The sequence below is a fragment of the Wolbachia endosymbiont of Tuta absoluta genome, from assembly GCF_059414725.1.
Genome location: NZ_JBNRJY010000499.1, coordinates 1 through 14,684 on the forward strand (window position 1 = coordinate 1; position 14,684 = coordinate 14,684).

The window sequence follows — 14,684 nt, forward strand, 5'->3', positions numbered from 1 at the left end:
TTATATGGTTTTGCATGGTTTTGCTAAAGGCATTTTTGGAAACAGAGAGATTCCGAGTTAGTGTTGTTTGAGCGATCGATCCAAATTCAATTTCGTGGTTATTAAATTTAAGAAATGAAAGTTCTGAATATACTCCTTGTATATTGGGTCGTGCTATATTGTATAAAAATGCCAATGTTGATTTATTTATTCAAGATAAAGAACATTCAACTATAGAAGCAAATTTTGATAACCATATAAATGTTTTTGATATTAGTGAGCTAGAAAATTCACTACATAAGTTAAATTTGGTGGTGATAGATCCAAGCACGACTCCAATGAGCATTATGAATGCAATAGATCCCTTGTATAACCATTATTTAAATGAAAAATCAGCTTCGGTGTCATTCCAGTGCTTGACCAGAAATAAAAAAGCATGGATCCCAGTGTCAAGCACTGGGATGACAATAAGTAATGAAAGAGGTCTAATAGAAAATAAGCAGATAATTGAGAAGGAGGATCCTTGTTTGATTCACAAAGCAGTAAAAAATCAAACTGAAATAACTGGAGCTATAAGTGCGCACATCAAAGATGGAGTAGCAGTTATAAATTTTCTATATTGGCTTGAAAACAATATTGACAGTGAAATTACTGAGCTTGAAGCTGAAGAAAAAGTTTTAGAATACAGAAAAGAGCAGAATTTGTTTAAGCAACCGAGTTTTCCAACAATTTCAGCATTCAACGAGAATGGAGCAATCATTCATTACCGTGCAAGCAATAAGACAAATAAAGTCATTCAAGAAGATGGGCTGTATTTAATTGACTCTGGTGGTCAGTACCTTGATGGCACAACCGATGTTACAAGAACTATAGCAATTGGTAGTCCAACCAATGAGCAACGAGCTCACTACACAATAGTATTAAAAGCTCACATTGCGATAGCAAGTGCGGTCTTTCCTTCTGGCACTACTGGTGGAGAATTGGACATATTAGCGCGTATACATTTATGGAAATTTGGAATGGATTACATGCACGGTACAGGACATGGAGTAGGAAGTTACCTTTCGGTACACGAAGGACCGCAAGCAATATCAAGAGGAAATAAAGTGGAACTCATTCCAGGCATGATACTTTCTAACGAGCCTGGTTATTATATTCCAGGAAAGTATGGAATAAGAATTGAGAATCTGGTGTATATTGAAAGGCGAGAAAACGTCTTTTTAAGCTTTAAACAATTGACCTCTGTTCCTTATGATAAAAAGCTAATAGATATACAAATGCTTACTGAAGATGAAGTTAAATGGATAAATAGCTATCACCAATTTGTTTATAAAAATATAGAAAATGGCATAAAAGATAAGGAATGGTTAAAGAGAGTATGTGAACCTTTAAAATAGTTAATTTGTCATTTAATCAAGTATTAATATAGTTGTTCTTGTATTGTTTTTAATTAAAAACAATATATAATATTAGTTTCAAATAGGTGTAATTATGACAGATAAAGTGCAAGATGATGAATTTATGAAGCAGTACATGGATACTTGCAAAGAGCAAATAGAAAAATTGGCAAGCGACCCTAATTTGCTTCAACAGACCTTAAAGCCATTCATGCAAATGTCTCAGCAACTTATGGCTGGCGGTATGCTAGAAGGAAATATGCCTAGCATGATACCTGATATGGGTGGTATGGATATCAACAAGATGATTGCTCAGATGAAGGAAATGTATGATTACATAAAGAGTAATCACAAAGAGCTCATGAGAAAAGATGCTTCACAAATTCAAGAGCTTGATGATTCCAGCAGAAGATTGAGAGGCTTGGTCAAGAAATTGATAGAGAAAGTTGAAGCTAAGTAGTATTTATTCATATCAAAGAGCTATAGCAGTAGTGAGGTCTTGTTCCTCAAATTTAGTATTACCATAGAGTTAAATATAAACATAAAGGGATGAAGAGATGATTGAACTTAAAAGCCAAGAAATTTGCCCAAATGGAAATAAGAAAAATTTGATTATTTTTTTTCATGGTTGGGGCTCAAGTGGCGATAATTTCGTGCATCTTGCTAAAGTTATGAGCAAGTTTTTGCCTGATTCATGTTTTGTGGTACCGAATGCTCCGTTTGAGAGGGAAATAGGTGATGGTTATCAGTGGTTTAGTTTAGAGGATCGTAGTGAAGAAGCACTATATAATGGGGTGAAAAATGCTGCATCAATTGTAAATCATTTTATTGATACAAAATTAAAGGAGCTTAATTTAAAAGATACTCAGCTTTCTTTAGTTGGATTTTCTCAAGGGGCAATGCTTGCAATACATGTGGCTCTTACCCGGCTTCAGTCTTGTGCATCGGTTGTTGCATATTCTGGTAGGTTTCTTTCACCTTCAAAAATTGCACCGGAGATCAAATCAAAACCCAGCATATGTGTTATTCATGGTGAAGCTGATGATGTGGTACCTTTTTCTTCCCTTGATTTAGCGGTTAAAGCTCTGAAAGAAAATGGAGTAAACGCTCAAGGATACCCAATTCATGGATTAGGCCATATTATTAATGAAGAAGGAATAAGGTTAGGGGTTGAGTTTATCAAGAAAAATTTTGGAAATTAATTTCCATGCACTTGTTTTGCTTTGGTTACGGATATGTAGCTAAATTTCTATCGAAAAAATTGCTAAATTTAGGCTGGAAAGTTAACGGTACATCAAGAAATAAAGATATACAACTTTTTGATTATGAAAAGGTTGATCAAGATCTGCTTAAAAGCGTAACACATGTTTTAGTTTCTATTCCTCCAGACGGCGATGATGTTATGGAGAGATACGGTCATTGTCTGGAGAATATTAAATGGCTTGGTTATCTGTCTGCAACTAATGTTTATGGTGACCACTGTGGTAATTGGGTGAATGAGGAATCTGAAACAAAGCCTATAGAAATTAGAGGAGAAAAGCGCCTTGAGTCTGAAAAGAAGTGGCTAAGTAGCAAATTGCCTGTACATATTTTTCGTTTGGCTGGGATATATGGTCCTGGTAGAAATGCGCTAATTGACCTGCAGCTTGGCAAAGCAAGAAATGTGAAAAAAATTTTTTCTCGTGTTCATGTTGAAGATATATCGAATATTTTATTTTCTTCCATGCAAAATATAAAGCCTTATGAGATATACAATTGTGCAGATGATTTACCTGCTACGCAATCTGAAGTGGTCACGTATGCAGCCGAGCTTCTCAATATTAGCCCTCCAGAGCCAGTTGAGATCTCTTCCGTACCAAATTACGCACGGGGTTTTTATTTAGGGTCAAAAAAAGTAAGCAATACTAAAATTAAAAAAGACCTTGGTGTCTCTCTAGTTTATCCTGATTACAAGGTGGGTTTAAAGAGTTTGTATATATTAGAATAGAGAAAATAGATTGCCAGATGCAAAAATTTTTCTTGAATGTTCCTTGTTTTGATGTAGTACCACTAGGCATACTATTATATAGAGGTAAATATGTTCAGCACTCAATCGCTCCCGGTTGAAAATATTCTATTACATCAAGCCGCTTATAATGGTAACATAAATGAAGTTAGGTTATTACTTAATGTAAAAACTGATATCAATATCAAGGATAAAAAAGGATTTACAGCCTTGCATTTTGCTGTTTATTCAGGACATTTAGACGTAGTAAAGTTACTAATCAGTAAAGAAGCTAATATTCATGCAAGAACTACTAAAGGCAGTACAGTTTTACACTTTGCTGTTGTAGCTAAAAGCAAAGCTATAGTAGAGGAGTTAATTAAAGCGGGAGCTGATCCCAATATAAAAGACTGTACTGATGGTAAGACACCTTTACATATTGCTGCTCAAAATGGACTTGTAGAAGTTGTAAAGGTGTTACTTAATACTCAAGAAATTGAGATTGATGCTAAAGACAATGAATTTGGTATAACAGCTCTGTACTTAGCCTCTCAGAACGGACATACTGAAATAGTTGAACTATTAATTAGCACAAAAAATGCTGATGTTAACATAGTAGATAAAAAAAATAATGTCACACCCTTGTATCTAGCTGCTCAGAATGGGCATGCAGCAGTAGTTAAGTTGCTTCTTGATAATGGTGCTAAAGTCAATGGCTGTGATACCAGTATGAATCCTTTGTGTGTAGCTATTGATAATGGCCATGACGAGGTAGCTCAATTATTACTTAGTGTAGAAGGGGTGGATGTCAATATTGGCAATCAGCTTGGCAATACACCTCTACATATAGCAGCTATGAAAGGTAATGAAAAAATGGCAAGATTACTGCTAGAAAAAGGTGCTGATCCTAATATTAAAAACCTTTCAGGAGATACTTCCTTACAAGCTGCTGAATACGTAAGAAAAATTAGCTGGCATGATAATCCTCCAAATGTACAAGGAGGATTCTTCGTGTTAGTTGGCTCGAATGGAATATATTCATTTCAGCAATTTTATGAGCAAAAAAAAATTATGGAGCTTTTGGTACAACATATAAAGGACAGCAGACCTAGCTCATCAGTAGATGAAATTGACGTATCTGTTCAGCAGAGTAGCAAAATAAGATAGATGAGAAAACTAGTTTGTGACATTGGTGTCCAGTTAAATTTACATGGATTCCAGTGTCAGCTACTCGAATGACATTATGGAAGCTGTGATGACAAGGAAGGAAGCACTAGAAAGAAATGGGTGTCACGCACTGGGATGACATTATGGGAACTGAGATACAAGAAAAGAAACACTGGTTTGACATGCATCTGTCTCAGTGATGTAAATTCGACTTTACCCCATTTGCAACCATCAGGGTTCTTTGACTATAGACCTAACAATTCTTTTCTAATTTCTTCTTTAATTGTATCAATAATCTTTTTATCAAGTTTATTTATTAAGGAATCATCAATACCTGTGATGTCATCTGGATTTTGTATCATTTTTTCAATAGCATCATCTATTTTTTTTACTCTTTTTTCATTAATTTCCTCAAATATAGGTTTAATTTTCACATAACCAGGAGCGCCCTTGCTATAACTTTTGCTGCTTTCGTTGATACAACCACCAGCACCATATGTTTTATTCACGTAGTTTTTACTACATTTTGTTACATCTTTATACCCAATCTCACCATTTTCTATATATGCTATTTTATTATCTTTACTAGAGTTTAGCTTGTCCCCTTTCTTAATTTCTTCTTTTAATTTTAAACTTTGTTCATGAATTATTGTATCTTTGTAATTCTTTCCCCCATAGGTTCTGTATGTACCTCCGCCTGCAACAGTAATTAAATCTTTACAAATTGTTTCTGAAGAGTCTCTGCACATTTTTATTAAAGTTGGTCCCCCATCCTTGTTAGATTTATCATTTTCTTGTCCACCACCTCCTTCTGTTACTTTTACTTTAATATATGGATAACTAGGGTTGACTCTCAGTTTAGCTTTAATGTAATCACCTGGCATTCCTAGTCTACTTACAGTAGACTGAGCTTTACCATCTATATGACCAGCTTCACCACCTCCCCATGCTTCTATTTCAACGTAATCATACATTGACAGATCATCTGTAGAGCCATCTCCAAGCTCATAAAGTTTTTGATCCCTGTTTTCAATAATCTGCTTCTTATGTTTCAATTGTGCTATTATTATTTCACGTAATCTCTTTTTTAAACCCTCTAAATCGAACCTACACAATTTATCAGCATAAAAAACTTCTGTTCTATTTGCTTTAATCGGTTGATTTTTTAATTGTGTGCACTTTTGTATTTCACCTTTCTCGTTTTTTACTGTTTTACCATCCTTATCCTTGCAATCCACTTCCTCATATCTTAAGTAAAATAGTTTATCATTCTTATCTACATACTGTGTTGAGCGACTACATACTCCATCAAAGCAGAGGCAACCATCATCACCGTGATTACAGTTTTTTTCTTCATACTTTCCATCTGTTAACTCATATACTATTTTGCATTTGTCACAATTTTGTTTTGTATCTACCTCTTTATCCTCTTTTGCCATGCAGTTATCTCTAGACTTATTTTCAGCAGGAATGGAAATATATCCTTTTTTATTAAATATTATTTCATTCAGTGCATCTTGTGGCTTTGCTAAAACATCAACTAATTCAATAATTCCCCCTTTTTTGCAAGGAAAATAATAAGATTGATTTGATTCTTTCGAGTAAACAGTATTGTGTTTAGCATAGCTTGCTCTCATTGACTTCAGTGATATTAGCTCACTTCCTTTTTCAAGAACGAATTCCTCCGGTTCTGGCTGCCAACCAGAAAGGCATAGCATTTTACTTTTAGGATTTTCTTTATATTTTATTTCTACTTTTGGATATCCTGAGCCATCTAGTTTGCACTTACCATTCTGAAGCTCTTTACATTCTGTTTCAATATCGGGAACATATCCATATTTTTCTAGAACTTCAAATTGCGAATTATTTTTTAATATACCTTCTATTATGTTATCGATATCGCTTTTTATGTTACCGGTACCAGTTGTTTTTTCTACTATTGCCGGCTTTACTACTTTTAAGAATAGAGGGCCGACTTCTATAGAGCGACTGGTGTCAGCATTAACATTAAAAGTACAGACTCCATTATTGTGAGTTCCACGTGCCCTCTCAGTACAAACTCTCTCATCCATCTTCATTTTTACCTCTAGCGTATTTTCATTTATTACCTTTATTTCCTCAGGCTTTGGAGCAGTTGGTGATGGAAAACAACGGGCAGGAAATTGTAATTTTCTTTTTGATTCTTCTTTTTCAGTACCATAATATTCAGCGCAGAGCTGACCTTTTTTTCTATAAGTTTTAAAGTGATGGTGGGTATCTTTATCTGGAATAGAGTATGTAGCACTTTGAATGTTTTTATTACTTGAAATAACGCGTGGAAAAGGTAGCTCTCTTCTTTCCTTCAGCTCACCAATAATGACTCCAACTCTTGGATGGAAATAATCATTTTCTTCATTTGTTATAGGGACAATTCTAACTTGTGGTGGTGACATCGCAAGTTGTTCACAAAATGCAGGTGGGCCAGGTGCAAGTTGCACAGGGGCACACTTTACTTTTGTTTGATAGCATGTATCACAAACTTTTTCCATCTCTCCAGGACGAAAAATATTTTCCCCAGAAAATACTCTAGAGCCCCATGAAGAAATTCCTGACATACAAGCCCCTTTTTGACTACAAGCACATATCTTAGGAGAATTAGCAAATTTTACTTTTTCTTCATCAGTAACACCATCTGCCCATTCCCATCCAAGACCTTGGGCAATTTCTCCTCCAGCTTTTGTTTTATCTCCTTCCCAATCTATAAAAGCTGCTGCAGAAACTCCAGCTCCTGTACTCTGCGTTCCATATATCTGGCGGCAGAATGTTCCACTGGATAATATATAACAGTTGTCGTTCCCTTCGTAATCGCAGACCTTAATCTTTGGATCGAAGTAACCTTCTGGTTCCTGATTATTTACTGCTGTAACTTTAATAAATTGCAATAATTTTTCGTCAAAATCTAAATCGCTCCACTTGCCTTTAAAAAAATTCGCAATACCTTTTCCTGCTTTACTTCCTGTAGTTTCAATTTCAGTATTACTTTTTACAAATGTTGGACAATCAGCATATCCTTGATAAGAAAGACAAAATATCAAGGAGAATATCAATAAAAAATTAAGCTTTACATTTTTCATAGAACGCCGGTAACCACTTACTCACTTTTTCGCCTTTTTCCTTTATTGCTTCATACATATACTTTATAGTCTCTTTATTAGCTGAAAGTACATGTATTTCTTTCATATTCTTCAAATCTAGATTTAAAGTTACTAAACCTTTGTATTGCTTTATCAAAAATAAACCTTCCTGTGTTGGTGTTTGCAAAATGACATTCAGTTCCTCTTTCGACAGAGAAAATGCCTTCATGTATAATCTGTTTGCATTGATGTTCGGCATCAGGATTCTCGTATCGACATGCTTATCTAAATATTGAGTAAACTTGCTAGCAAATGCTAGGTTTAAGTTTTCAGTACTTAGAATTACTACAACATTTAACTTTGTCATTCTTTGCATCCAGTCGTCAAACTCTCCCTCTGTAGGAAAAATATTACTTATCTCCCATGCTTCATCCAAAACAAGTATTGCAGGTGAGCCATCACATTTTGCTTCGAAAGAGTATAAGAAATAGTAAAGTATCACGGACATACATTCTTTTTGCTTAGTGAGATTTGCAGTATTGAGGGATATAGTTTTTGTTCCCCAGTCAATGTCTGACTCATCACCATCTTGGAATAAGTAAGCAAATTCACCTTCACCACACCATTTACTTATTTTGCCTCCAAGAAGTAAAAGCACTTCAGAAATTTGAGAAATAGATCGCGATTCTCTTGGTATAGCAAATATAGAATCTACAATTTTTTTTGTCTTTTCTTCTACGTCTACCAAACTTGCATCTGCAACCATCCTTTTGATCAATTCAACAAGCATATTGCGATTAGAAGCACTATCTTCAATGTTCAGTGGGTTAAATTTTAGACTTTTATCTTTATATTTTGGATCAATTATGTAATATTGGCCGCTTACTGCTTTAGTAAATATTATTGATTTTCCAGTATTATCCAATATAACAATCCTAGGGTTAAATTTTCTTGATTCCGAAAGTAAGAAATTGATCAGTGAGGTTCTACCTGAATTTGGAGCTCCAAGTATTGTGGTATGACCATTATTTTTCTTTCCATGAAAGTTAAAAAAGTAAGGACTGCCTTTTTTTGAAAAAAAAACTGTTACTGCTTCTTTCCATCTTCCTCCTTTTAACGTACCTGATGTAAAATCATGCAACATAGCAAAGCTGCAAGCATATTTTTCTAATATATTTTTTGGTTGTGTAACAAAAGCAAAGTTTCCAGGAAGCTGTGCCCAAAAATGATTTTCCATGTGCAGATCAGTCCTAAACATCATCAACCCGATTAACGACATTACAGAGGATAAATCACTGATATTTTTAGCTAACCTATTCTTATCATCTGCAAAGATTGTAACAATAATTTTCTGTTGACAAAAATCCATAGCAGAAATTTTTTCAAGCTCTATTATTTCATTTATTCCTGAGTTTTGAAGTAAGGTATTGTCCTCACTGATTTGCAGTATATTAATTTGTTTTTTGAATTCTTTTACTGCTTTATTATTACTAGTAAATATTATTATTTCTGTGATGATAAGCTCAGAGTCAAGTTGCAAACACCTATCTATATTTTCTAAGGGGATTTCTCGATATTCCTTTATGCAAAAAATAGAACCAAACTTCTGTTGACCTTCAAACGATGTTTGAAATTTATTGAAACCAAAAGCTACTTTTAAATTTTTAACATGCTGCGATAGATCCCTTTCACATATTGGATAATCTTTGTGCGTTAATGTAATAATGTAATGGAGAAATTCCATCATTTGAGAATATATTTTGCCTTCACTAGACCTAAGGCCCAGTTTTTTAGCTCCAAAAGGTTCTAAATCTTTTTGAATCAGGTCAGTTATTTTTTGTAATTCTTGATGATTTTTTTGTAAAAATAACTTGTGCCTATTCTTTATCCTGCCAAAAAAAAATGCATTATTAATATGTTTGCCAAAATCACTAAGTAACACCACAATGTATAACTCATTTATATACTGTAGTTTACTATCAACTAGTTTATTAAACCACGTTGAGTGTAGCTGATCGGAAAAGTCTGAAGTTTTATTCCACTGTAAGCTCAGTTTATTGCGCTTACGGACAGTGTGAATCCAAACGGTAAAATATAAACTCTTGATATTTTTTGATATACTTTTTCTAATTTCAGTTCTAAGATCACCATAGTTATCAACTGAAGAATAGTCTTCTAATTTGATTATTTTTAATAATTCCCCCTGTTTTGTTAGTATAGTTTCTTCATCGTAGTGGCAAGCATAAGGGATAAAATCTAAATTAATACTTTCTAGTAACGCTAAATTGTTCTTTTTTTCAGAATTAGATCTAGTGGCTGGTACTTTTGGTTGCATACAATATCATGCGTATTCAATAAAAAGATAATAAAGAATCATCTATCTTACTTAATCCTTATCTTCTTTTTTGTTATTGGATTGTAACTGTATGTCCTTTGCAAAGTTGAATTTTTCTTTCAGGTAATCTGTTGCCTTTTCTGTGCTTCCAAACATCATGATCAGTACGCCAAATATTATCATGAAAAAAATTAGGCCTCTGAACACTACTGCAAGTATCACTGTAGCTATACATAACCCTATAATTGTCGAAGGATTCATATTTTCTACAGTATCTTTAACTGAAAATGAAGAAATAAGTTCTTTCAACGTTCCTGGTATATTTTTCAATTCATCACTTGCTTTGCTAGAACATGACATGAAGATAAAACTTAACAGGGCTACAATAGCAAAAACTCTACCCAATTGAATACGCATCAGCTAAATACCTTTAAGATACTCCTCAAATGTAACAATTTTTACATCAATAGGCAAGAACCGAATTCACTTGCTCACCATAAGTAACTCATATTTAACTTTTATCACCGTGTTAGCTCTTTATTATCAACAAGAGGACTCACACTAATGGATGTCAATTTACTTGACAGAAAGTTTGAACACAATTCAGCAGCAGCTGCTGTAGCAAACACCGCAGCCACCACAAACAGTCCTGCTCCTACTAATCCTGATGTCATTGCTCCTGCAACAATGCACCCTATTGCTAAGAGAGCAGAACTTGTTACAAGTGCGACGTGAAGATTTTTGTTTTTACTATTATTTTCATAATTATTGGATTGCATTGTATCTTTTACCTTACTGCCTGTCACTGAGATCACACAATGAGGCCCTTCTTCAGTCTTCTTATAATGTTTAGAAGGGGATATTCTTCCGCTTGGGCCTTTGGGCCTTGTTTTGTTCGGATGTGCTAATTTTGTTTTTCCTTCATCTTCTAGTTGCAAACTATTATCTTTCTCAGCAGGGTTTAATTTTAAGTGTACACTTTCCTCAGATGAAATGCTTGTTACTGAAGTTAAGCTGTTCCTTCTGCTACTTGATGCCAAGCTAGATGAATTTATTCCACTATCTAAGTCACTGCTACTACTGAGTTTAGAAGTATTTGCACCGCTTGGCACTTCTACAGCATTCACAGTTATATTAGGCTTTTCATTTTTTAAATCTTTACTATCAATCGAAAGATCAGATTGACTATTCAATTGTGATTGTGCGATCTCCTTTCTTGCTTGCGATTGTTTTGATGTAGGATGTGCTGAAGCACCATAATAACCTGAATTTCTCAAGGAATTATATGTTCCAGAGATTCCTATTCCACTTACACCCTTAGCTAAAGAATCCTTTTCCAGAGGATTAATACCTGAATTTTTGGGAATTTCAACTTCACCAGAAAGACTTTTTTTGTTAAATAGTTCCATAGTATTATTTTGTCTATTTGCTTGATTACTTCTAAGACTTTTCTGATTTTGAATAGTGCTACTAGAATGATCTTTGTCACTACTTTTATTAGTAATCCCTGTAATCTCTGAAATTATTCCTAATATTTTTCCTCTTCTTGTTGGTGATCTTTGTGATGATTTTTCTTCATTGTTAAGTACTGAAGGTTTCATTAATTCCTCTGACTCTATCACTTCTTTTTCCAATGCTGGAAGAAATTTCTCGGTGTAATAATTATAATATTTTTCTTGCTCTCTCAGTAATTTTGCTAATTTAATTAATATGTTAGGATCAGCTTCTTTGTTGAACAATTCTATGCATTCTGTGATAGTCCCATCTCCCTTTTTTGGACTTTCATTATTATGTGTTTTTTTTGTGACCTTTTTGTATATAGCATTGTACAATTGTTGATTAATATCTTCTTTACTCTTCTGATGTTTTGCAAAACGACTTAGCATAACATTTCTCCATACATAACAAAATGTATGAATACCTCTTTAGCGTTAATTTTACATTAAAACTGGGCAGTTATGCCTTATTGCGGATAATTATAGCAATTTGCTAACTATTTTCTTTGCTGATTACTGATTTTACATTTCAACATAATTGCTTGCCTGTTGAACTAACATATCTATCACTTCTTTTACAGGCTTTTCTCTATCAACCATGCCAACACTTTGACCGGCCATTAAAGATCCTGTTTCAACATCTCCATCAATTACTGCCCTTCTTAAGGCTCCAGCCCAGAACTTTTCTATTTCAAGCTGCCCATTTTCTTTTGAGATTTCTCCATTTTGATATTTATCAATAATGTCTCTTTGATGCTCCATAAAATCGTCACTTGCTTTGTTAACTATAGCCCTTACTGGAATTACAGGGAAATCAGCACTAATCTGCACAGAAGATACAGCATTACGCGCAGCTGATTTGATGAATACTTCTTTAAAATTTTTGTGAGCGATTGACTCATTCGTGCAGACAAATAATGTACCTATTTGACAGCCACTTGCTCCCATTTCTAGGTAGTTCACTATCATTTCGCCTCTTCCTATTCCACCTGCAACAAACACCGGTGTTTTCTCATTTTTAAAATGAGGTAATATCTCTTGTGCGAGAACAGAAGTGCTAACAGGACCGATATGTCCTCCTGCTTCCATACCTTCTATTATTAACGCATCTACTCCCATTTTTACTAACCTTTTCGCGAGGCTTAATGCTGGTGCAAAACACATAACTTCAATGCCCGCACTCTTGATTTTTTCTATATTAGGCTTCGTTGGTAGTCCACCGGCAAGCACTATATGGCTTACTTTCGTTTCAATGCACACATCTATCAACTCACTCAACTTTGGGTGCATAGTAATTAGATTTACACCAAATGGTTTGTTAGTTAATTTCTGTGTCTCTATGATTTCTTTTTTCAGTAAGTCTGGAAACATTGCACCGCAAGCAATCACGCCAAATCCACCAGCATTTGAGATTGCTGAAACCAAATTTCTCTCTGAAACCCAGCTCATAGCGCCACCCATTATGGCAAACTCACTACCGAGAAAATTTGTTCCTTTTTTCCAGAGGCTACTTAACATATAACCTATATCATACGTTTAAAAATGTTTTGTTTATCTATAAATGTGTGTTTTAAAGCACCAATTATATGCAAGGCTATAAAGAGTATCATAAAATATGCAAGTATCGAGTGTAACTGATTAGCTGCACTAGCTAGATCTGCATTATGGTTAATTAATAAAGGGATATGAAAAAAATATTTGATCTCTTTGCTAGAAGCAGAAGACATGACATAACCAGATAGTGGCATTAGCACCATCAAAGCATATAAACCAAAGTGTATCGTTTTGCTCGCATTGATTACAAATCGAGAAAAATTGGCTGGTAATGGCGGAACATAAGTAAAGACGCGAAAAAATATACGTACTATAATTAATCCAAGAACGGTGATACCACAAGCCTTATGAACAGCGTATATGCTGAATTTAATTTCACTGCTAATCGGCAAACTTTTCATGTACAGCCCAGAACAAAGCATGCCAATAATAAAAGCAGACATTAACCAATGAATGATCCTTAAACCTAAACTATATTTATTGTCTTTCATTAATTTTGATTACTCTAAAGTAGAATTTATATAGTAGAAAAACTATTTCTCAATCAAAATTATCTATACATAATTTCGCTGCCTTGATCAACATAAGTGCAATAATTGTATGTGACACATAAACATTGTCTATCAGATTATGAAGAAGTGGTGAAGTTTTTGAGAGTTTTTCTATTGTAACGATGAGTTATAGCTTGTACAAGAAGCCTATTGACTTTAAGCACATTTTACCCTATACAATTCCAATACCTTAAGCTACCAAAGCATGCCTGATCTAAAGACAATGATGCTAAATTTTGGTCCTCAGCACCCAGCTGCACATGGGGTGCTACGACTTGTTTTAGAGATGGATGGTGAAGTGATCGAGAGAGCAGACCCCCATATTGGGCTTTTGCACCGTGGCACTGAAAAATTGATAGAACATAAAACATATCTTCAAGCTCTGCCTTATTTTGACCGCCTTGATTATGTGTCGCCAATGTCACAAGAGCATGCATATTCGTTGTGTGTAGAGAAATTGTTGCAATGTGAAATTCCAATTAGAGCAAAATATTTGCGTGTTTTGTTTTGTGAGCTGACAAGAATACTAAATCATTTACTAAATATCTCTTCTCAAGCACTTGATGTTGGGGCGATGACTCCTCTTTTATGGCTCTTTGAAGAGAGAGAAAAAATACTCGAGTTCTATGAAAGGGCCTCAGGTGCAAGATTTCACGCAGCTTATATAAGGCCAGGTGGACTTGCAGCAGATATCCCAGAAGGTTTGATTGAAGATATTGCAAAATTTATAGAGCAATTTCCAAAGTATATAGATGATGTTGATGAACTTTTAACGGAAAATAGGATATGGAAGCAACGCACTGTAGGAATTAGTGAAATATCAATAAAACAGGCGCTTGATTGGGGCTTTAGTGGACCAATGCTCCGTGCTGCTGGACTTGCTTGGGACTTGCGAAAAAGCCAGCCATATGAGATATATGATCAGTTAGATTTTGATATACCTATCGGCCAAAATGGTGACTGTTATGATCGTTATTTAGTAAGAATGGCAGAGATTAGGCAGTCTGTTAGCTTGGTGAAGCAATGCATAGAGAAAATGCCTGAAGGGCCAATAAAAACTGAAGATAGAAAAATTTCTCCACCGCCAAGAGCAGAAATGAAAGAATCC

Annotated in this window: 11 protein-coding genes and 1 pseudogene; 6 read left to right on the plus strand and 6 right to left on the minus strand. The window is 34.6% G+C overall.

All coding sequences use genetic code 11. The annotated features are described in order from the left end of the window. Window positions 1–77: 77 nt before the first annotated feature. From ACJ5GX_RS05520 to ACJ5GX_RS05540, 5 genes and pseudogenes are all read left to right on the plus strand, one after another. Window positions 78–1,376: pseudogene (locus tag ACJ5GX_RS05520) on the plus strand (aminopeptidase family protein P); the annotation flags it as partial. 94 nt (window positions 1,377–1,470) lie between these two features. Then, complete coding sequence (locus ACJ5GX_RS05525; protein WP_006014880.1) at window positions 1,471–1,836, plus strand: hypothetical protein; 366 nt, start codon at window positions 1,471–1,473, stop codon at window positions 1,834–1,836. 97 nt (window positions 1,837–1,933) lie between these two features. Next, complete coding sequence (locus ACJ5GX_RS05530) at window positions 1,934–2,578, plus strand: alpha/beta hydrolase (protein ID WP_052264810.1); 645 nt, start codon at window positions 1,934–1,936, stop codon at window positions 2,576–2,578. A gap of 5 nt (window positions 2,579–2,583) precedes the next feature. Next, complete coding sequence (locus tag ACJ5GX_RS05535; protein WP_007302062.1) at window positions 2,584–3,363, plus strand: SDR family oxidoreductase; 780 nt, start codon at window positions 2,584–2,586, stop codon at window positions 3,361–3,363. 90 nt (window positions 3,364–3,453) lie between these two features. After that, window positions 3,454–4,527: an ankyrin repeat domain-containing protein gene (locus ACJ5GX_RS05540; protein WP_007302061.1), complete on the plus strand. Its 1,074-nt coding sequence runs from the start codon at window positions 3,454–3,456 to the stop codon at window positions 4,525–4,527. A gap of 245 nt (window positions 4,528–4,772) precedes the next feature. Here ACJ5GX_RS05540 and ACJ5GX_RS05545 read toward each other — a convergent pair whose 3' ends face one another. The 6 genes from ACJ5GX_RS05545 to ACJ5GX_RS05570 all read right to left on the minus strand — a co-directional run bounded on the left by ACJ5GX_RS05545 (window position 4,773) and on the right by ACJ5GX_RS05570 (window position 13,516). Next, complete coding sequence (locus tag ACJ5GX_RS05545) at window positions 4,773–7,640, minus strand: hypothetical protein (RefSeq protein ID WP_495292787.1); 2,868 nt, start codon at window positions 7,638–7,640, stop codon at window positions 4,773–4,775. After that, window positions 7,621–9,975 (minus strand): VirB4 family type IV secretion/conjugal transfer ATPase, encoded by a 2,355-nt coding sequence (locus ACJ5GX_RS05550; RefSeq protein WP_007302059.1) that lies wholly within the window; start codon window positions 9,973–9,975, stop codon window positions 7,621–7,623. Before ACJ5GX_RS05550 ends, ACJ5GX_RS05545 begins: the two co-directional genes overlap by 20 nt. A 51-nt stretch (window positions 9,976–10,026) precedes the next feature. Further along, entirely contained in the window at window positions 10,027–10,392 is a 366-nt protein-coding gene (locus ACJ5GX_RS05555) for a hypothetical protein (RefSeq protein WP_007302058.1), read from the minus strand. A gap of 104 nt (window positions 10,393–10,496) precedes the next feature. Further along, complete coding sequence (locus ACJ5GX_RS05560) at window positions 10,497–11,861, minus strand: DUF350 domain-containing protein (protein ID WP_096097206.1); 1,365 nt, start codon at window positions 11,859–11,861, stop codon at window positions 10,497–10,499. 132 nt (window positions 11,862–11,993) lie between these two features. Then, on the minus strand, window positions 11,994–12,989 hold the full coding sequence (locus ACJ5GX_RS05565; protein WP_007302056.1) for an NAD(P)H-dependent flavin oxidoreductase: 996 nt from the start codon (window positions 12,987–12,989) through the stop codon (window positions 11,994–11,996). A 5-nt stretch (window positions 12,990–12,994) separates the two neighbouring features. After that, window positions 12,995–13,516, minus strand: coding sequence for a cytochrome b (locus tag ACJ5GX_RS05570; RefSeq protein ID WP_052264812.1), 522 nt, complete (start codon window positions 13,514–13,516; stop codon window positions 12,995–12,997). A 265-nt stretch (window positions 13,517–13,781) separates the two neighbouring features. Here ACJ5GX_RS05570 and ACJ5GX_RS05575 point away from each other — a divergent pair. Next, window positions 13,782–14,684 (plus strand): NADH-quinone oxidoreductase subunit D (locus tag ACJ5GX_RS05575; RefSeq protein WP_495292788.1); only part of this gene is annotated, 903 nt, incomplete at its 3' end.